Origin of the sequence: Alterinioella nitratireducens, from assembly GCF_013155465.1 — a bacterium.
GTDB lineage: Bacteria > Pseudomonadota > Alphaproteobacteria > Rhodobacterales > Rhodobacteraceae > Alterinioella > Alterinioella nitratireducens.
On the sequence record NZ_JABJVX010000002.1, the window covers coordinates 91581 to 110760 of the forward strand.

At 67.9% G+C, this 19180-nt stretch carries 19 protein-coding genes; 14 read left to right on the forward strand and 5 right to left on the reverse strand.

Going from position 1 to position 19180, the window contains the following annotated elements; all coding sequences use genetic code 11:
- Positions 1-2 precede the first annotated feature (2 nt).
- The gene (locus tag HNS34_RS03640; protein ID WP_172318136.1) at positions 3-1454 is read left to right on the forward strand and encodes a glutamine synthetase family protein; all 1452 of its coding nucleotides are present in this window, start codon (positions 3-5) and stop codon (positions 1452-1454) included.
- Positions 1455-1457: 3 nt separating this feature from the next.
- Positions 1458-2042 carry a hypothetical protein gene (locus HNS34_RS03645; RefSeq protein WP_172318138.1) on the forward strand — a complete coding sequence of 195 codons (585 nt, stop codon included), beginning with the start codon at positions 1458-1460 and terminating at the stop codon, positions 2040-2042.
- Here the strand turns inward: HNS34_RS03645 and HNS34_RS03650 are convergent.
- Complete coding sequence (locus tag HNS34_RS03650) at positions 1982-2863, reverse strand: LysR family transcriptional regulator (RefSeq protein ID WP_172318140.1); 882 nt, start codon at positions 2861-2863, stop codon at positions 1982-1984. The genes HNS34_RS03645 and HNS34_RS03650 overlap by 61 nt on opposite strands.
- A 203-nt stretch (positions 2864-3066) precedes the next feature.
- On the opposite strand from HNS34_RS03650, the gene HNS34_RS03655 reads away from it, so the two are divergent.
- Positions 3067-4701: a hydantoinase/oxoprolinase N-terminal domain-containing protein gene (locus tag HNS34_RS03655; RefSeq protein WP_172318142.1), complete on the forward strand. Its 1635-nt coding sequence runs from the start codon at positions 3067-3069 to the stop codon at positions 4699-4701.
- Positions 4698-6257 (forward strand): hydantoinase B/oxoprolinase family protein, encoded by a 1560-nt coding sequence (locus HNS34_RS03660; protein ID WP_172318144.1) that lies wholly within the window; start codon positions 4698-4700, stop codon positions 6255-6257. Before HNS34_RS03655 ends, HNS34_RS03660 begins: the two co-directional genes overlap by 4 nt.
- Positions 6258-6261: 4 nt before the next feature.
- Here HNS34_RS03660 and HNS34_RS03665 read toward each other — a convergent pair whose 3' ends face one another.
- Entirely contained in the window at positions 6262-7023 is a 762-nt protein-coding gene (locus HNS34_RS03665) for an IclR family transcriptional regulator (RefSeq protein ID WP_172318146.1), read from the reverse strand.
- A gap of 130 nt (positions 7024-7153) precedes the next feature.
- Between HNS34_RS03665 and HNS34_RS03670 the strand changes: the two genes are divergently transcribed.
- The 9 genes from HNS34_RS03670 to HNS34_RS03710 are packed head-to-tail and all read left to right on the forward strand — an operon-like array spanning position 7154 to position 15328.
- On the forward strand, positions 7154-7930 hold the full coding sequence (locus tag HNS34_RS03670; protein ID WP_172318148.1) for a creatininase family protein: 777 nt from the start codon (positions 7154-7156) through the stop codon (positions 7928-7930).
- Positions 7927-9237 (forward strand): amidohydrolase family protein, encoded by a 1311-nt coding sequence (locus tag HNS34_RS03675; protein WP_172318150.1) that lies wholly within the window; start codon positions 7927-7929, stop codon positions 9235-9237. Before HNS34_RS03670 ends, HNS34_RS03675 begins: the two co-directional genes overlap by 4 nt.
- On the forward strand, positions 9234-10631 hold the full coding sequence (locus tag HNS34_RS03680; protein ID WP_172318152.1) for an FAD-binding oxidoreductase: 1398 nt from the start codon (positions 9234-9236) through the stop codon (positions 10629-10631). The genes HNS34_RS03675 and HNS34_RS03680 overlap by 4 nt, the downstream gene beginning before the upstream one ends.
- Before the next feature lie 3 nt (positions 10632-10634).
- Complete coding sequence (locus HNS34_RS03685; RefSeq protein WP_172318154.1) at positions 10635-11216, forward strand: NAD(P)H-dependent oxidoreductase; 582 nt, start codon at positions 10635-10637, stop codon at positions 11214-11216.
- Positions 11216-12046, forward strand: coding sequence for an ABC transporter ATP-binding protein (locus HNS34_RS03690; protein WP_235952612.1), 831 nt, complete (start codon positions 11216-11218; stop codon positions 12044-12046). The genes HNS34_RS03685 and HNS34_RS03690 overlap by 1 nt, the downstream gene beginning before the upstream one ends.
- Positions 12046-12885 carry an ABC transporter permease gene (locus tag HNS34_RS03695; protein WP_172318156.1) on the forward strand — a complete coding sequence of 280 codons (840 nt, stop codon included), beginning with the start codon at positions 12046-12048 and terminating at the stop codon, positions 12883-12885. The genes HNS34_RS03690 and HNS34_RS03695 overlap by 1 nt, the downstream gene beginning before the upstream one ends.
- A 37-nt stretch (positions 12886-12922) precedes the next feature.
- A complete protein-coding gene (locus HNS34_RS03700) occupies positions 12923-14071 on the forward strand; it encodes a hypothetical protein (RefSeq protein WP_172318158.1) in 1149 nt (382 codons plus the stop codon).
- Positions 14072-14077: 6 nt separating this feature from the next.
- Positions 14078-14935, forward strand: coding sequence for a bifunctional 5,10-methylenetetrahydrofolate dehydrogenase/5,10-methenyltetrahydrofolate cyclohydrolase (locus HNS34_RS03705; RefSeq protein WP_172318160.1), 858 nt, complete (start codon positions 14078-14080; stop codon positions 14933-14935).
- A gap of 3 nt (positions 14936-14938) precedes the next feature.
- Positions 14939-15328 carry a RidA family protein gene (locus tag HNS34_RS03710; protein ID WP_172318162.1) on the forward strand — a complete coding sequence of 130 codons (390 nt, stop codon included), beginning with the start codon at positions 14939-14941 and terminating at the stop codon, positions 15326-15328.
- Positions 15329-15428: 100 nt separating this feature from the next.
- Here the strand turns inward: HNS34_RS03710 and HNS34_RS03715 are convergent, their stop codons facing one another.
- The 3 genes from HNS34_RS03715 to HNS34_RS03725 all read right to left on the reverse strand — a co-directional run bounded on the left by HNS34_RS03715 (position 15429) and on the right by HNS34_RS03725 (position 18171).
- Positions 15429-15971 carry a nuclear transport factor 2 family protein gene (locus HNS34_RS03715; protein ID WP_235952613.1) on the reverse strand — a complete coding sequence of 181 codons (543 nt, stop codon included), beginning with the start codon at positions 15969-15971 and terminating at the stop codon, positions 15429-15431.
- 76 nt (positions 15972-16047) lie between these two features.
- Positions 16048-16839 (reverse strand): bifunctional 5,10-methylenetetrahydrofolate dehydrogenase/5,10-methenyltetrahydrofolate cyclohydrolase, encoded by a 792-nt coding sequence (locus HNS34_RS03720; RefSeq protein ID WP_172318164.1) that lies wholly within the window; start codon positions 16837-16839, stop codon positions 16048-16050.
- Between the two features lie 33 nt (positions 16840-16872).
- On the reverse strand, positions 16873-18171 hold the full coding sequence (locus HNS34_RS03725) for an NAD(P)/FAD-dependent oxidoreductase (RefSeq protein WP_235952614.1): 1299 nt from the start codon (positions 18169-18171) through the stop codon (positions 16873-16875).
- A 215-nt stretch (positions 18172-18386) separates the two neighbouring features.
- On the opposite strand from HNS34_RS03725, the gene HNS34_RS03730 reads away from it, so the two are divergent.
- The gene (locus tag HNS34_RS03730) at positions 18387-19178 is read left to right on the forward strand and encodes a FadR/GntR family transcriptional regulator (RefSeq protein WP_172318166.1); all 792 of its coding nucleotides are present in this window, start codon (positions 18387-18389) and stop codon (positions 19176-19178) included.
- Positions 19179-19180: the final 2 nt, after the last annotated feature.

Consider the following 19180-nt stretch of genomic DNA (forward strand, 5'->3'; position numbering starts at 1 on the left):
TTATGGGTTCGGATGATTTCACGGCGGCCCTGACCCGCGCGGGCCGCTACGATGGGGCCGCGATTGCGGCGGCTGAGGCGTTGCTGGCCAAGGTCGAGGAGACCGGCCTGGAGACCATCCGCATGGTCTTTGCCGACCAGCACGGCATCCTGCGCGGCAAGATGATTGTTGCCCGCGCGCTGGCCTCGGCCTTCACTTCCGGCATCGGCGTGCCCTCGACGCTGCTTCTGAAAGACACCTCGCACCGCACCGTGTTCCCGGTCTGGAGCGCGGGTGTCTCGGTCGCCGATCAGCCCTTTGGCGGCGCGGGCGACGTGATCTTGTGGCCGGACCCGGCGCGCTTCTTTCCGCTGCCCTGGTCGCCACATTCGGCGATCCTGCTCTGCGATGTCTGCCAACGGTCGGGCGCGCCGGTCTCGTTTTCCTCGGGCGCGGTTCTGGCCGATGCCGTGGGCAAGCTGGAGGGCGCAGGGTATCGCGCGCTTTTCGGGTTGGAGGTGGAGTTCCAGGTGTTCGAGCGGCTGGACCCCGCGCTGACCCATGCGCAGGCCACCATGCCCGGTGCGCCGGTTCAGACGCGCAACCTGACGCAGGGCTACCAATACCTGACCGAGACCCGATATGCCGAGGTCGAGGGGCTGCTGGATCATCTGCGGCGGATGGCCGAGGGGCTTGGGCTGCGCCCCCGCTCGATGGAGATCGAGATGGGGCCGAGCCAGTTCGAGTTCACCTTCGACCCGTCGGACCCGCAGGTGCAGGCGGATCGCTTCGTCCTCTTCCGCACCATGGTGAAGGAGGTCTGTCACACACGCGGGCTGCATGCCAGTTTCATGGCCAAGCCGAACCTGCCCAATGCCGCCGCGAATGGCTGGCATATTCATCAATCCTTGCAGGACGCGCGGACCGGCAGGCCGCTGTTCCGGCCCGAGGCAGATGGCGCGCTGACGCAAGCTGCCAGCGGCTGGATCGCGGGGCTGTTGAAACACGCCGCCGCGTCCTGCCTGCTGACCAACCCGACGGTGAACGGCTACAAGCGCTTCGCGCCGTTCCAGCTGGCCCCCAACTCGGTGCAATGGGGCGCGGATAACCGGGGCGCGATGCTGCGCGCGCTGCTGGCCCCCGGCGATGATGCCTCACGCGTGGAAAACCGTGTCGCCGATACCACCGCCAACCCGCATTACGCCTTTGCCGCGCAGATCCTCTCAGGGCTCTCGGGGATCGAGGCGGGTGAGCCCGCGCCCCGCCCGAGCGAGACGCCCTATACCGAGGCCGGCACCCCCCTGCCCCGCAGTCTGATCGCGGCGGTCGAGGCGTTCGAGGGATCGGCGTTCTACCGCAAGGCGCTTGGCGAGGGTGTGGTCGATTACCTCGTGACGCTGAAACGCGCGGAATGGGATCGCTACCTGATGACCGTCTCGGACTGGGAGCATCAGGAATATTTCGGGCTGTTCTGAGCCATGCCCCTAACCGACACCCGCATCTTCGAGGACACGATCGACGGCTATTTCCCGCTGCGCGTGTCGCTGGCGCAGATGATGGCCCGAAACGGGTTCGACGCGGCGCTGGTCTCGCTGACGCAGGCGCCGGTCGCGGCGTTTCCGGGCCTGCCCGAGGACGCGCCCGTGCCGCTGACCATCCGCGCGGGGCGGGCGGGGTTGATTGATTGGTCGGCCCTCTGGCTCTGGCACGATGGCGAGGGGATGCGATTGCGTGCAAGAGGCCAATGGCGCTGGCTGGCGGGTGTATCGGATGGCGCAAGGCTGGACCCGATGACGCGGCTGGCGGAACCGGCGTTCCTGCACGGCATCGGCTGGCCGGGGGCGGAGGACGGAGCCTGCAAACCGGCCGAGGTTGATTTGACGGCGGGCGCGGAGGCGGGATCAGGGGCGGCGCTCTGGGGGCCTTTGCCCGAGGCGGAGGGGATCGTTTGGGCGGATCGGCCCGCTGTCTTCGGGGCGCGCGTGGCCCCTATGCCGGGGCGCTATCTGGTCACCACAAGCCGTGTCGCCCCGATCGGCGGCGCGGACACCGCGATCTCCTGAAAGGCGCGCGCGGCGGGAGACACCGCATGGTCGCGGCGCAGGTAGATCATGAACTCCTGCGTGACGGCGGGATCGGGGAAATCGTGGAACGCGATGTCGAACTGCTCCGCGAAACCGGCGGCATAGGAGGGCGCGGCGGTCACGTAGCGCCCGCGCCCGATCATCGCCAACGCCGGGATCAGGCTGCGCACCCGGATCGCGCTGCCCGCCGCCTCGTGCAACTGGTGGGCCTGTTCCAGCAGGACGCGGAATTCGTCGGAATAGTGGATCCACTGCCGCCCTTCCTGCCCTGTGCCCTGCCCGCGCGGCGTCACCAGCCGGATCGGCACCCGCCAGAGCGGGAGTGAGACGACATCGGGCCCATGGCTGCGCGCGGGACCGATGCCGATTTCGGCCTCGTCGCGCGCGATGGCCTGCACGATCCGGTCGCCGGTGATGTCGGCGATCTCCAGCGCGACGCCGGGATGGTCGTGGCTGAACCGGTCTAGGACACCCGGCAACCATGTCGCCGCCAGAACCTGCGTCAGCGCCAGCCGCAAGGTGCCCCGGCTGAGCGCCCTGAGCCCCTGCGCCGCGTCCTGCACGCCCTCCAGATCGGCCATGACGCGGGCAAAGACCGGGCGGGCCTGGTCGCCGAACTCGGTCAGCATCACGCCGCGCCCGGTGCGGATGAACAATTCAAGCCCGAGGATCTCCTCCAACTGCCGCACCAGCATGCTGACCGCCGATTGCGTCAGGTTCAGCCGCTCGGCCGCCGTGGTGAAGCCTTGGGTTTCGGCAACGGCGGCGAAGGCGCGAATCTGGCGCAGGGTGATCTTCATCAGATTTTCTTATGCAGAGGTGAGGTATATTCGTTTGCATTTTGACAGGCGGGACCGAACAATCAAGCCATCCGAGAAGAGGCAAGGGATGGCATGCGCGCCGGGACCGATCCGCCACCGATCCTGTTGACCGCCGCGCCGCTGTTGTTTCGCGGCCGGGGCACGCGGGATACCGCATCGCGGCCCGTGCGGATCGAGGTCGCATGACGCGGCTCGGTGTGGATGTCGGCGCGCGGTTCATCGACATGCTGGCCTGGGGGGATGGCGGCGTGATCGGTCACGCCAAGGAGCCGGTGGGCGGCGATCTGTCCGAGGATGTGGTGGCGGGGCTGCGGGGCCTGGGTATCGCGCCGGGGGCGCTTGCCGAAATTCGCATCGCCTCGACCGGGTTTCTCAATTGCCTGCATGACGCGCAGGGTGGCGGCCTGCCGCAGATCGGGCTGATCGCCAGTGCCGGGTTCGAGGATGTCGCCGTTTTGGGCCGGCAGGACCGCCTGTCGCTCTACGATCCGGTGACGCGGGTGGCCACGCCCGAGCACCTCATCGACTGTGTCGAGGGGGTTTCGGCCCGGATGGATGCCGGGGGAGGAGAGATCTCGCCGGTCGATCAAGGCCAGGTCGCGCGGATCGCCGAGGGCTTCGCGGCGCGGGGGATCACGGCGGTGGCGGTCTGCCTGCTGCATGCCCATGTCGATGGCCGCCATGAGCGCGCCGTGGCCGAGGCGCTGAGCGCGGCGGCCCCCGGCCTGACCGTCAGCCTGTCGCACCGGATCGACCCTGAGCCGCGCGAGTTCGAACGCACGGTCTCGACCGTTCTGGACGCCTGGCTGCGGATCACGGCATTGCCCGCGCTGGACGCGCTTCGGGCGCGGCTGCGGGGGGCGGGGTTTGCGGGCCGATGGGTCTGGGGCGACGGGCGCGGCGTGTTGACGGCGGCGCCAACGTCGCTGGTGCCGCTGATCGCGGGCGGGCCTGCGGCGTCGCTCCGGGCGGCGGCGCTGGCGGCGGAGGGTGACGCGGTCGCGCTCGATATCGGGTCACGCACCACCGACATCGCGCTGGTGCGCGGCGGTGCCCCTGCCCTGACCGAAGGGGGCGTGTTGGCGGGGCTGCCGATCCGGGGGGGCCGCGTCGATCTGGAAAGCCTTGCGATCGGCGGCGCGCAAACCGTGGCCGGGTCACGCCACACGCTGGATGACGCGCTGATCGCGGCCGGGTTGATGCCGGGGCAGAGCGATTGTCCGACCTCGGAGGCGGCACAGCTGCTTGGCGTGGCGTCTCAGGCGCTGGCCGAGGCGATCACCCGTCACGCCACCCGTCGCAATACCGACCCGACCCGCGCGGGCCTGGTGCTGACAGGCGGGGCCGGGGCGCTGATGGGGCCAGGGATCGCCGAGGCGCTTGGGCTGGATCACGTGCTGCTGCCGCATCTGCCCGCCATCGCCGGGGCGGTGGGGCTGGCGCAGGCCCCGAGGCGCAGCGAGACGATCACCCGGATCGACGCGGCGCTGGACAACGTGACGGCAGACATGCTGACAGCAAAGGGCGAAGGCACCGTCCACGCCCGCATCGCGCCGCGCCCAAGGATGCCGGAGCTTGAGGTGGCCGTCGACCCCGAACGGCTTGATGGGCTGGCCGTCGCGTATCACGCCGCCTATCGCGCCCGCTATGCGATCGCGCCGCAGGGGCCGGGGCATGTGACGCAGCTTTGCACGCGGGCGGACGACCTGACCGGCGCGTTGGCGCGGGATATGGGCGAAGGCGAGGTGGCCGCCCCGAAAGGTTGGCGCGCAGTCGCTATCCCCGGCGGCACGCGGCTGGAAAGGGTAGGCGGATGACGCAGGCGGGCCGGATCTTGCAGATGCGGCTGGATGGGCTGGCCGAGGCCATGCAGCGGATGCTGCTGGACACGGCGGTCTCTCCGGTCGCGCGGGAGGCGGCGGATTGTGCCTCGGCGCTGTTCACCGCGGGCGGCGAGTTGCTGGCGATGTCGGAGGCTATCCCGCTGCTTCTGGGCGCGCTGCCGGGACAGGTTCAGGCGCTCTTTGCGCGTTACCCGGCGGAGGGGATGTGCGAGGGCGATCTCTTCCTGGCCAACGATCCCTATTCGGGCGGCACGCATCTGCCCGATATCGCGGTGATGCTGCCGGTCTTTGCGCAAGGGCGACTGATCGGTGTCGCGGCCAGCCTGCTGCACCATCAGGATATCGGCGGCACACGCCCCGGATCGGTGCCGCCCGATGCGACCGAGATCGCGCAGGAGGGGCTGCGCCTGCCGGTGATGCGGGCGGGCGCGGACCATCGCCTGTCCGAGGAAATGCGCGGGCTGATCGCGGCCAACAGCCGGGTGCCGCAGACGGTGCTGGCCGATCTGGACGCGCAGATCGCCGCAAGCCTGACGGCGGTGAGGGGACTACGGCGGATCGTGGGTGACCTCGGCGTGGATGGGTTTCTTCACGCGGCGGGCGAGTTGCTGGACAGAGGCGAGGCCGAAACGCTGGCCGCGCTCGCACGGCTGGCAAGGGCCGAGGCCCGCGCGACGGATGGGCTGGACCCCGACGCGGCGCTTGGCACCTCAAGCGTGTCGGTGCGCCTGACGGTGACGCCCAAGGGGCTGAGTGCCGATTTCACCGGATCCTCGCCGCAGGTTCCCGCGCCGATCAACTGCGTCGCGTCGGGGCCGCTTTCCGCCCTGCTCTATGCGATGCTGACGCTGCTGCCAGAGGGTGCCCCGCGCAATGGCGGCTTGTTGCGTTGCCTGCGCCTGGTCCTGCCCGAGGCGAGCGTGGTAAACGCCGCGCCGCCCGCCCCGGTCAACGCGCGCACCAACATGGTCCGGGCGATCACCTCGACCGTGCTGGCGGCATTGGCGGGCATGGACCCCAAGCGCCGTCCGGCGGCCAATTGCGGCATGGCCTATGTGATCGCGTTTTCGGGACAGGGGCCGGATGGCGCGCGGTTCCTGGCGACCGAGATCGTCGCGGGCGGGGCGGGCGGCGGCCCGGACGCACCCGGCGCGCATGGCACCTCGACCGATGTGGGCAATGCGCGCAACACGCCGGTGGAGATCATCGAGGCGGAGCTGCCGATCCGCATGATCAGCGCCGAGCGGCGGCGCGGCTCGGGCGGGGCGGGGCGCTTTCCCGGCGGCGACGGGGTGCGGCGGGTCTATGAGGCGCTGTCGGACGGCATCGCGGTCTCGGTCCGGGGCGAGCGGTTCCAGCGGGTGCCGGAAGGGTCCGCGGGGGGCAGGGCGCCGAAACCGGCGGCGGCGCAGATCCGGCGCGCGGGCGGCGCGGTCGAGATCCTGGGCCCGCGTTCGGCGGTGGTGCTGGACCGGGGCGACCGACTGATCGTGGAAAGCTGTGGCGGGGCGGGGTATGGCGCCGCCTGACGGATCAGCGCGTGGTGCCGATGTCGATGGCGCATTGGCGCATCTCGTCGATGATCGGCTGCGGCGTCTGGTCAGGGGTGTAGCGCCCGGTCGGAAACAGCATCGAGATCGCCCCCGTGACCTGCCGCGCGGCGGAAAAGACCGGCACGGCAATCGAGGTCACGCCGGTCACCAGCCCGGAATCGAGAAAGGCGAAACCGCGCTGGCGGGTGCTGTCCAGCGAGGGCGCAAGCGCGTCGGCATCGCAGCCCTCGGGCCAGTCGGCGGGGTCCAGATGCGCCAGGATCGCGTGGCCCGTCGCGGTGCGGTCCAGTGGCACATGGGTGCCGACCGAGATCATGTTCAGCGTGAACTGGCCGGGCAGATAGGCATGGGCGACATAGATTGCCTCGGGCCCATCCCTGAGCGCAAAGGAGATGTTCTCGCCGATCTTGGCGGCGGATTTGCGCAGGATCGGCTGGATCACCTGCGCGATGCCGTGACCGTCGAGAAACCCGCGCGCCAGCCGCATCACGCCGACCGTCATCTCGTAGCGCTGGCCCTTCTCGATCAGCATTCCGTTCTGCAACAGCGTGCGCACCAACCGGCGGGTGACGGCGGGGTTCAGACCGGCCTTGCGGGCGATCTCGGCGAGGCTCATCAACCGGTCCTTGCCGTCGAAGGCCTGCATCACCTGCATCCCCTTGCGAAAGGTCAGCGAAATCTCGGAATCCTCGGCGATTCGCTGGCCTGCCTCGGGCGGGGGGGGTGTTGCGGAATTGGTCATTTCGCCCGATCCTTTGCCCGTTTCCTGCGCATTTGCAAGACATTCGAGCCGCCGCGCGCGGGACGGGTTGCCTTGGCGGGCAAGCTGCGCGATGCTGATAGCGAATGAAACTTCGATAAACGAATACTCCATGAGCCTGTATCGCTGGTCCCGCCTACGCAGTTCAGATTTCCCCGCCCCGCCCGACGCGGTCGCGGTGGTGCCTGTGGGGGCGGTGGAGCAGCACGGGCCGCACCTGCCGCTCGGCACCGACCACCTGCTGGCCGAGGCGCTGGCCGAACGCGGCGCGGCGCAGGCGCAAACGGCGCGGGTCTACCTGATGCCGACGCTCTCCCTCGGGGTGTCGGAGGAACATCACGACTGGCCCGGAACGCTGACCCTTGAGACGGAACAGATGATCGCCGCGCTGATGGCCGTAGCGCGGGGCGTCGCGTCGGCGGGCATCGCCAAACTGGTCTTCATCAACGGCCATGGCGGCAATATCCCGGCGCTGCACACCGCCGTGCGCCGCGCGCGGATCAGGCATGACCTCTTCGCCTCGACGCTTGGCTGGATGGCGCTTGGCATCGGCGACCACCCCGAGGGCGCGCGGATCGACGACATTCACGGCGGCTTTCTGGAGACGGCGGCGATGCTGCATCTGCACCCCGATCTTGTCGATATGGGAGAGGCCCGCGATTTCGTCTCGACCAACCGGACCATGGCCGAGACCTACGCGCATCTGCGGTTCCTCGGCGCGGTCTCGACCGGCTGGACCGCGCGCGACCTGCATGCCGAGGGGGCCGCGGGCAATGCCGCCGCCGCCAGCGCCGAGGCGGGCAAGGTCATTGTCGAGACCGCCGCCGCGCGGCTTGGCTCGCTGTTCGATGAAATCGCAGCACATCAGCCGGATTGGAGCGCCCCGTGAGCGCGCCTCTGCCCCTTCCGCAGGCCCCGCAACCCTACATCCTGCACGACATCGCCGTGCCGCAGGCGCTGCTGCGCGACCTGCCCGGTATCGCGATGACTGGCGGGATGGAGGGGGGCCTCGTGCGGACCAGCCTGGGGGTTGCCGCCGGTCGCATCTGCGCGCCGGACGAAATCGCGGAGGCGTTGCAGGTGCCCGCCGGGGGCTGGACCGCGCTGCCGCGCCTCGTTGAACCGCATGTCCACCTCGACAAATCCGACACGATCGCGGAGACCGGCGCGGGTGACGGCACCTTGATGGGCGCGATCGGAACCATGGGCGCGGCGATGCGCGATTGGGACGATGCGCATTACGCGGCCCGGATGTCCCGCGCGGTCAAGGAGGCGCTGACAGCAGGCGTCGGCGCGATGCGGACCCATATCGACTGCATGGACCTGCCCGAGGAGCAACCGGGCTGGCGCGCGATTTCCGAAGTGGCGGAGACGTTCGCGGGCCGAATGCAGATCACACCGGTCGCGCTGGCGGCCCTTGACCGAACCAGGGCGGAAAATTTCGACACGCGCTGCGCGCAGGTGGCGCGCGCGGGCGGCGTATTGGGGGCGTTCATTGGCCCGGACGGGGCCGACCCTGACCTGCTGGATGCGTTCCTGGCGGGGGCAGAACGGCACGGGCTGGACGTGGATTTCCACGTCGATGAGCATTTGCGCGCAGTGCCCTCGGCCACGGTCGCGCTGGCCGAGGCGGTGTTGCGCACCGGGTTCGCCGGTCGCGTCCTGGCGGGCCATACCTGCCGGCTCGGGCTGATGAGTGCCGATGAGCTTGACCGCGCGGTGGATGTGATCGCCCGCTCCGGCATCGCTGTGGCGTCACTGCCGCGCACCAACCTCTACCTTCAGGACCGTCAGGCGGGGCGCACGCCCACGCGGCGCGGCATGGCGCCGATCCACGAGCTTGCCGCGCGCGGCGTGCCGGTCGTCTTCGGCACCGACAATGTGCGCGACGCCTTCTTTCCCTTCGGCGGCTACGACTTGCTGAACCTCTTCGCCGACGCCGCCTATTCGCTGCATCTGGATGACGATCTCGGCGGCTGGCTCCGCGCCGTTACCGATGTGGCCGCCGACATGCTCGGCCTCGGCGGGGCGGGCAGTGTCCGGGCCGGGGCTGCCGCCGACCTGGTCCTGCTACCGGCCCGCAACTGGAGCGGCATCCTGACCACCCGGCCCGAGGATCGGACCATCCTGATCGGGGGCCGCGAGAGCGCGCAGAGCACGCTGCGCGACCTGCCCCGCAAGGAGGCCGCATCATGACCGCGCGGATCCCGGACTGTATCGACGCGCTGACGGCGCAGGGTATCGCGGTCGAGACCGCCGCCGGTCCGATCGAGCGCAAGAGCCGGGATTTCTATCGGTATTCCCCGATCCTGAAACGGCAACTGGCCGATGTGCGGGCCGATTTTCTGGCCACGCCCGAAAGCGAGGCTGAGCTGCGCGACATCCTCGCCACCTGTTTCCGCTTTGACGTGCCGGTGACGGTGCGCGGCGCGGGGACCGGGAATTACGGGCAGGCCATGCCGCTGAAGGGCGGCTGCGTGTTGCTGACCGAACGGCTGAACCGGATCGAGATCGGCACGGGGCGCGTCATTGCCGGGCCCGGCGCGATCATTGCCGAGATCGAGACCGAGGCGCGCGCGACGGGGCAGGAGATCCGCCTCTTTCCCTCGACCGTGGCAACCGCGACCATCGGCGGCTTCATCGCGGGCGGATCCAGCGGGGTGGGCGCGATCCGGTGGGGCGGCTTGCGCAACCCGGCCAATATCCACCGCCTGCGCATCTTGACCATGGAGGCCGAACCGCAGGTGATCGAGCTGACCGGCGCCGATGTTCACAAGGCCGCCCATGCCTATGGCGTCAACGGCGTGATCACCGAAGTGGAGCTGCCGATCGACCCTGCGACGGCGTGGCGCGAGGTTCTGGTGGGGCTGCCCGATACGCAGGCGGCGCTGGCCTTTGCGTTTGCCTGCGGCGACGACCCGGACATCCTGAACCGCATGATCTCGCTTTTCGAGCCCGGCATCGCCGAGGCGTATTTCCTGCGCCACCGCAAGCTGACCAACCCCGGCGAGGCGCTGGTGGCGGTCTATGTCTCGGCGCAGACCCTGCCGGCGTTCGAGGCGCTGGTGGGAAAAATGGGCGGAACCGTACGCTACCGCGACGGCGCGCAGGAGGGCCGGTTTCCCGAGCTGTACGAGATCGGCTGGAACCACACCACGCTTCGCGCCCTCAAGGTCGATCCCTCCATCACCTACCTGCAAATGATGTTCGGCGAAGATGTCAGCGGCCAGGTCACCGCGATCAAGAACCGCTTCGCCGACGAGGTGATGATCCATATCGAGTTCACCCGCATCGAAGGAAAGGTCCGCGCCGTCGCCCTGCCCCTGGTCCGCTACACCGACGAGGCGCGGCTGGAGCGGATCGTCACCATCCTGGAGGAGGAGCTTGGCCTGACCGTCTTCAACCCGCACCGCGTCACGCTGGAGGAAGGCGGTATGAAGGAGACCGACCCCGCGCAGCTGGAATTCAAGCGCCGGACCGATCCCAAGGGGCTGCTCAACCCCGGCAAGATGATCGCCTGGGACAACCCCGATTGGGTGCCTGAGGCGGGGCGGAGCTATCTTTTCGGCGCGACGGCGGGTGAGGATTGAGCGATGCGTGTCCATGTCATCTATGCCCATCCGCTTGAGACCAGCCTGGCCGCGACACTGCATCAAACCGTCATCGAGAACCTGACCGAGGCGGGGCACGAGGTCGACGATCTCGACCTCTACAAGGCCGGGTTCGATCCGGTGCTGTCGGCCGAGGGGCGCAGCCTCTACCATGATGTTCCGACCAACCGCGCGCCGGTGCAGCCTTACGTCGAGCGCCTGGAAGCCGCCGATGCGCTGGTTTTCTGCCATCCGGTCTGGAATTTCGGTTGGCCCGCCATGCTGAAAGGGTATATCGACCGCGTCTTCCTGCCCGAGGTGTCCTTCGTGTTCGAGAAAAACCGGCTTGGTCCGGGATTGACCAATATCAGGAAACTGGCGACCGTCACGACCTACGGGTCCAAGCGCTGGCGGGCCGCGGTTCTGGGCGATCCGCCCCGCAAGAACGCGACCCGGTTCCTGCGCGCCATCTGTCATCCGCGTGTCAAGGTGTCCTACCATGCGCTTTACAATATCGACCGCCTGCCCCGGCAAGACGTCGATGCGTTCATCGAGAAGGTCGGCAAATCCATGAGGAAGTTCTGATGTTGAACCAGACGTCTACCGGTTCCGCGCCCGCATACGGGGTCCACCAGATCGCGCATGACCCCGCGACGCGCGCCGACCGCGCGACGGCGGTGGCGTTCGACAATCTGTCGATGACCTACCCGGACGGCACCGAGGCGTTGCAGGACATCACCCTGACCATCCGCGAGGGGGAGTTCGTCTCGTTCATCGGGCCGTCGGGCTGCGGGAAATCCACGCTGGCGCGCATCGCCTCGGGGCTGTTGCAGCATACCGGCGGCACCGTGCGCATCGACCGCGAGCATCTGGCCTTTGTCTTTCAGGAGGCGACGCTCTTGCCCTGGCGCAAGACCTTGCAGAATGTCGAGCTGATGATGGAGCTGCGCGGCGTGCGCGCGTCCGAACGGCGGCGCAAGGCGCTGGAGCAGATGGAGGCGGTGGGGCTGAAAGGTTTCGAGGATCGGTTCCCGCGCGCCCTGTCGGGCGGCATGAAGATGCGCGCGTCATTGGCGCGGTCGCTGACGCTGGACCCCACGGTGTTCCTGTTCGACGAGCCTTTCGGCGCGCTCGATGAGATCACCCGAGAGAGGTTGATCGAAGACCTGTCGGCGCTGCACCGCGAGAAGGGATTTACCGGCTTTTTCATCACCCATTCGATCCCGGAAGCGGTCTACCTGTCCGACCGCGTCGTGGTGATGAGCGCGCGACCGGGCCGCATCCATGCCGAATTCGAGGTGAACCTGCCAAGCCCGCGCACCCACGCGATGCGCTTTGAGGCGCCCTTTACCGAGGGCTGCGCGCTGGTATCCGAGTCGCTTCAGGCCACCATGCATGACACAGGAGAGGATTGATGTCCGACGCCGCCGCCCTTCGCGCGCACAAGCCCGTTCCCAATGTCGCGCCCCCCCCACCCGCGCTGCGCTTTGTCTATACCGTGCTGCCGCCCATCCTGCTTGGGCTGGCGCTGCTTGGTCTTTACGCCTGGGTCCGCTCGGGCCTGCCGGATCATCGCCTGTTCCTGATGCCAAGCGCCTCGGGCCTGTGGGAGATGGCCTTTTCCCGCCCCGAGGTCTGGGCCGAGCTTGGCACCCGCACGCTGGTGACACTGTCGATCGCCGCCGCCGGTCTGGCCTGTTCGATCCCCATCGGCATCATCCTGGCCATCATCATGTTCCGCCTGACGGTGATGGAACGCGCGATCTTTCCCTATCTGGTGGCGCTGCAATCCATCCCGATTCTGGCGATCATCCCGCTGATCCAGGCCGCGCTCGGCTTCGGCTTCCTGCCGAAGGTTCTGATTGTCGCGCTGTTCACCTTCTTTTCGATCCCCACCACGCTGCTTCTGGGCCTGAAAAGCCTCGACCGGGGCGTCATCGACCTCTTCCGCCTCGCCAATGCAAGCTGGTGGGTGACGCTGTGGAAAGCGGGCTTTCCCTCCGCCGCGCCTGCCCTCTTCGCCGGTCTGCGCATCTCGGCGGGGCTGGCCGTCATTGGGGCCATCGTGTCCGAGCTGTTCTTCCTGGCCGGCGCGGGCGGGCTTGGCCAGATGCTCATCAACTCGAAGATCGAGTTCAAGTACGAGGAGATGTACGCGGCGCTGATCGCCTCCTCGGCCCTGTCGATCTCTGTCTATTTGTTCTTCCAGTTTGTCGGAAACGTGCTGTTCGGGGAATGGCACGGACGTGTATGAACCTGATCAAAACAACGCCAACAGAGAGGAAACGACCATGACTGCGAAACATCTGACAAGCGTTCTTGGCGCGCTGGCCGTATCGGCCACGGCCGCCGGAGCCGGAGAGTTTGCCGAGGCGAACTACACCACCGATCTGAGCGGGGTCTGCCCCAACCCGCTGATCATCCAGAAGGACTGGCTGATGCAGGCCGAACACGGGCCGATCCTGCAAATGATCGGCTCGGGCGGGGTGATGGAACAGGGCGCCTATCGCGGGCCGCTCGGCTCTACCGGTATCGAACTGGTCGTGCTTGAGGGGGGCGGCGGCATTGGCCTGGCCGATGGCGAAACCGCCTATTCGGCGCTGTTCCTGGGCAATAACCGCGCGGGCCTGGTGCCGCATCTGGCCTATCATGAGCTGGACAACGCCTTCATCTTCTCGGAGCGCTTCCCCGCCGTGGGCGTGTTCACCCCGCTCGAACTGGCCCCGCAGGCGCTGATCTGGGACGCGGGCACATACCCGGACGGCTTCGGTTCGGTCGAGGACCTGATCGCCTTCGCCGAATCCGAACAGGGCATGATCTATGTCTCGACCATCAACCGCACATTCGGGCGCTACCTTGTCGAGGCGGGCGTGCCCGAAAGCGTCTTCGTCGAGGGCTATCGCGGCGATGCGGAAAACTTCGTGGTCAATAACGGCACCTGGCTGAACCAGGGCTTCATCACCAGCGAGGTCTACAAGTTCGAGAACGGCAACAACTGGGGCCGCCCGATGGATTACGTGCTGGTCAACGACCTGGGCTATCCGAACTATACCGGCATGGTCTCGGTCAGCCGCGACCGGATGGAGGAGCTTGCCCCCTGCCTCGAAGCGCTGGTGCCGATCATGCAGCAGGCCGCCGTCGATTACATCACCGACCCCGAGGAGGTGAACGAGGTCGTCGTCGCCTTCAACGAGGGCGATTATGCCGTCGGCTGGTGGAACACGCCCGCGGACGAGGTCGCCAATGCCGCCGCCGTCATGCGCGAGGCCGGGATCATCGGCAACGGGCCCAACGACACCATCGGCGATTTCGACATGGACCGGGTGCAGGCGATCTACGAGATCGTGTCGCCCAACCTGGATGAGCGCGCCGACCCGGATGTGCAGCCGGGCGATGTCGTGACGAACCGCTTCATCGACCCGACCATCGGGCTTGAATGACGCGATATGTGCGCCGTCAGTCTTGACAGTGCAGACCTGGCCGCCAGCCGCCTGCGCGAGGTGGCGGCCAGGGTTTCCGAGCTTCGCCGCCGTGGTGTCCAGCCGCATCTGACAACCGTTCTGGTGGGCGCGCATCCGGCCAGCGAGGCTTACCTGGCCCGCAAGCACGCCGATTGCGAAGCGGTGGGCATCGCGTCAGAGGCCATGGTGCTGGACGCCGGGACCGGCCAGGCCGATCTGCTGGCCCTCATCGCGCGGCTCAACGCTGACCCTGCGCGCCACGGTCTTCTTGTCCAGCTGCCCCTGCCCGATCACCTGGACAGTGACGCGATTGTCGCCGCCGTCGATCCGGCCAAGGATGTGGACGGGTTCCATCCCGTCAATCTGGGGCGGCTGCTATGGGGCAGCGACGGGGTATTGCCCTGCACGCCTGCGGGGATTCTCGATCTGTTGCTGGCCAGGCAGGTGCCGCTGGCGGGCCGCAAGGTGGTGATCCTCGGGCGCGGGTCCATCGTGGGTCGGCCGCTGGCGATGCTGCTGTCGCGCAAGGGGATCGACGCGGATGTGTGCCTGCTGCATTCGCGCTCGGGCGATCTGTCTGCGGTCGCCTCCGCCGATGTGGTGATCTCGGCGGTCGGTATCCCGGATTTCGTCACCGCCGAGATGATCCGTCCCGGCGCCGCCGTGGTGGGGGTGGGCATCAGCCATGTGGGCGGTCAGATGGTCTCGGACATCGCCGATGACGTCGCCGCGAAGGCCGGGTTCGTGACGCCGCGTCACGGCTCGCTCGGGGCGATGACGCGGGCGCATCTGCTGCTGAACCTCGTTGCCGCCACGGAAGCAGCCGCCCGGAAAGGACACTGACCCATGCGCATGTTGCACCCCGACACCATCGCCCCGCCCTTCGCGCGCTACGCCCACGGGGTCGAGGTGCCCGCCGGTCACCGGCTGGTTGCCACCTCGGGTCAGCTTGGGCTGGCCGCTGACGGGACGGTGCCCGAGGGCGCCCGCGCGCAGGCCGATCTGTGCTTTGCCGCCTGCACCGCGATCCTGGGCGAGGCCGGGATGACCCCCACTGATGCGATCCGCATCAACGCCTTTGTCACCGCGCGAGAGCATATGCAGGGCTACATGGACGCGCGGGATGCGTGGCTGGCGGGTGTCACCCGGCTGCCCGCGTCCACGCTGGTCATCGTCTCGGGCTTTACCCGGCCCGAGTTCCTGGTCGAGGTGGAGGTTCTGGCGGCGGCCCCGTGACCGCCGCCAACTTGCCCGCCTATTCAGACGGCGGACAGGTGTTGATCGGCGCGGCGCGCACGATGGGGAAGCACGCCTCCCATTCCTCGGTGCGGGCGGGCTAGGGCGTCAGCATCTCGGGGCTTTCATCCCTCTCCAGGATCTCCAACGCCTGGAGGTCTTTCACACGACCGTCGAGATATTCCTTGATGATGGTGATCTCGCCGCCCTCGACGGTGGCGATCCAGACATCGTTGACGACCTGGTAATTGCCGCGCTGGAAGGCGCGGAACTGCACTTCGGCGGCGATCCTTCCCGTGACCGTGTCGATATAGAAGGCGTCGGCGGGCAGGTAGAAGGATACGTCCGTCGCCATGCCGCAGAAGGCATCGAGATCGGCCAGCATCGGTTCAAGCCCGGTGTAACTGGTGGTCGGGTAGGCAAAGAACACGTCCTGCGACACCGACGCCTGCATCGCCTCGGCGTTGCAATCGGCCCAGGCCGTCATCAGGTCGAGGATGAGGCCCTGCATCAGGGCGCGGTCGCTGCCGGGTTCCTCCAGCTCACCGGCGAAGAAGACGTTCGGGCGCACCTCCTCCTGCGCGGCTGCCAGCCCTGCGGTTACGGCAAGGACGGCACTGGCCGCCACTATGGTCTTGATCATCGTCTTCCCTCCCTGTTTTCGATTTTCGAAACACTAGTCGCTTTTCGCCGATTCGACAAACGCGGGGGGGCGGCGGTCAGCGGCCAAGCCGAAGCACGTTGCGCAGCAGGCAGGCGGCGGTGACGGGGCCGACACCGTCCGGCACGGCGGTCAACCAGGCGACATGCCCCCGCGCGGCGTCAGGGTCGATATCGCCGATCAGCCGGTCGCCGGCGCGTGTGACGCCAATGTCAATCGCGATGGCACCCTTGCGCAGGTGGTCGCGCTTGACCAGCCCTGGCGCCCCGGCGGCGGCGCAGACAATATCGGCGTCACGGGTCTCGGCGGGCAGGTCCTTCACCGTCTCCTGTGCCACCCGCACGGTCGCGCCCTGCGCCAGAAGCGACAGCGCCAGGGGCCGCCCGACCGAGGCCGAGGCCCCGATCACCGACACCACCGCGCCTTGCAGCGATCCGGCCAGATGCGCGGCCACCAGCGTTGCGGCCTCCGCCGTGGGCGGGGTAATATCAGGCCGCCCGAGGGCAAGGCGGCCCGCGTTCTCGGGGTGCAGCCCCTCGACATCGCGGCGCGGCCCGAGCTTGTCCAGAAAGCGGCGCATGTCAAAGCCCGCGGGGGTCGGCAGAAGCGGCAGGATAGGCCGGTCATGGGCCTTGATGAGCGTTGCCTCCGCCTGCGCGGACTTGGGATAATCGGTGATCTCGACCGGAAGGCCGATCCGTTGCGCAAGGGTCAGGATGCGGTCGGCAAAGGCCATCGCGCCAGACGCGGTCGGATCGGCCAACACGCAAAGGCCATCGCCGGGCCGGGGGTTGAGCGTGTCCAGGATGGAGGCGGCAAGATCGTGGCCCGTGAAGATCCGCGTGTGCATGTTTCCCCCAATGCCGGTTGCCTGCCCCTTGTGTCAGAACAGCCCGAACCTGTCTGCCCTGAACGGGTGCAGATCGACCTGCGCCGCGCGGCCCGCGACCATATGGGCAATCTCGCGCCCCGTGGTCGAGCCGCCGCACATGCCGACATGGCCGTGACCGAAGCCGAACCAGGCGTTCTCGGCATGCGGGGCGCGGTCGATCACCGGCATGGAATCCGGCATGCAGGGGCGGTGCCCCATCCAAGTGGTGTAGGTTTCGGTCTTCAACGCACCGAACACCTTGCGCCCGACCGCGATCAGCGCCTCGGCCCTGCCCGGATTGGGGGCCGCGTTGAGGCCCGCGAACTCCACCGTTCCGGCCAGCCGCAGCCCCATCCGCATCGGGTTGACCATGATGTTCTGTTCCACCGCCATCACGTTGCGGTTCAGCGTCACGCCGGGATCGGGGATGGTGACGTGATAGCCGCGCTGGCTTTCCAGCGGCACGCGCGCGCCCAGTTTGCGCGCCAGCTTCCCCGACCATGCCCCGGCGGCGATGACCACCCCGTCAACCGCAAGCGGATCGCCCTGATCCAGGGTGATCCGGCGCACCTGGCCATCGGCGAGGTCGAACCCGGTGGCCCGCGCGCGCAGATGCGCCGCCCCGTCCTCGATCGCCTGCGCATAGATCGCCTGCACCAGTGCCTGCGGATCAATGGTGGAGCCGTTTTCCGGCGCGAACTGGCCAAATCCGAAGCGGCCGCGCAGGGCGGGTTCAAGCTCGAACAATTCCTCGCCCTCGACGGGGCGCATCTCGACGCCGAGGTCGCGGCGAAGTTGTGTGCCGAAGCGCCAGCGTTCCGCCGCCGCGCGCGAGCTGTAGACATAGAGACAGCCATCCCTGCGCATCAGCCCCGTCGCGCCCGCGCGCTGCAAAAGCGGCGTGTAGCAATCGAAGGTGGGCGCCAGCAGCCCGCGCATCGCGCCCGCGATCCTTGTCACCTCGGCCTCGGACATATGGCGCAGAAAGCGCATCAGCCAGGGCAGGACGCGCGGCAGGTAATGGGTGCGGATGACCAACGGCCCCTCGGGATCGGTCAGCCATTTCGGCACCCGTTTCCACATCCCCGGCATCCCCACCGGCAGCACTGCACTGGGCGAGATCGAACCTGCATTGCCGAAGGAGGTCTGCGAGCCCGCGTCGTTCGGGTCGATGAAACTCACGGATTGCCCGTCGCGTTGCAGCCAGGCAGCCGTGGCAACGCCCACGATCCCCGTTCCGATCACCCCGATATGCAATGGACGCCCCCCCGTTTCGGGGGCGAGTATCCCGGTTGCGGCAAGTTCAGGCAAACGAATTGATCTTGTGTTACCATCAGCTTTCTTGATGCGCCGCAAGAGGCCGAAGTGGATCGGCGCGGCACCATGGTCAGCGCCCGCGGCCCCCCGTGGCAACAGCGGCAGTGGCGGCGCCGAGACAGGTCGCCACCCATTGCCGTTGCAAGTTGGACCGCGCATCAGCAGACTGACCGGGGAACACCCGCAGCAGCCAATGGGCCAGATCGACCATGAACGAACCGACTTTTCTGCCCTATACGGACCGGCCACCCAATGGCGTCCAGCGGAGAAATCGCCGGTCGCGCCCGGTTCGCGTGGCCGACGCCATCAAGGACTGGGTCGTTGAGCGCAACATGAAGAAGGGCGACCGCCTTCCAAGCGAAACCGCGATGATGGCGCAGTTCAGCATGTCCAAGGGCACCATCCGCGAGGCGATGCGCATCCTTGAAGCGCAGGGCCTGATCGAAACCCGCACCGGCCCGGGCGGCGGATCCTTCGTGGGCGAGGTGACGGCGGATCGGGCCAAGGCGCTGCTTGCCAATTACTTCTATTTCAAGGATCTCTCGGTCGCCGACATCTACCAGCTTCGCCGCGTGCTGGAGCCGGAACTCGCGGCCTCGCTGGCCGGTCGGCTGACCGGCGACCAACTTGCCGAGCTGGAGGAGGTCGTCGCCCGCTACCCCGAACCCGCCCGATCCGCGGAAGAGGAACGCGACCAGCATGTCGCCTCGCTTGCCTTTCACCGCAAACTGGCCAATTTCTCCTCGAATGCGCTGCTCGCCTTCGTGGTCAGCTTCATGGGCCGCATCCTGACCGATCTTACGGTCTATCGCCGTCTCTACGATCCGCCCAACCGTGAGCTTTACGACAAGGGGCTGGCCTACCAGACCGACCTGATTGCGGCGCTGCGGAACGGAAACGCCGAGGATGCCCGCGCCATCATGCGCGCGCATATGGAGACCGCCGAGGACCTGATGCAGGCGCAGGAGGCACAGGTGCTGCGCCGCTTTATCGAGGAATGAGG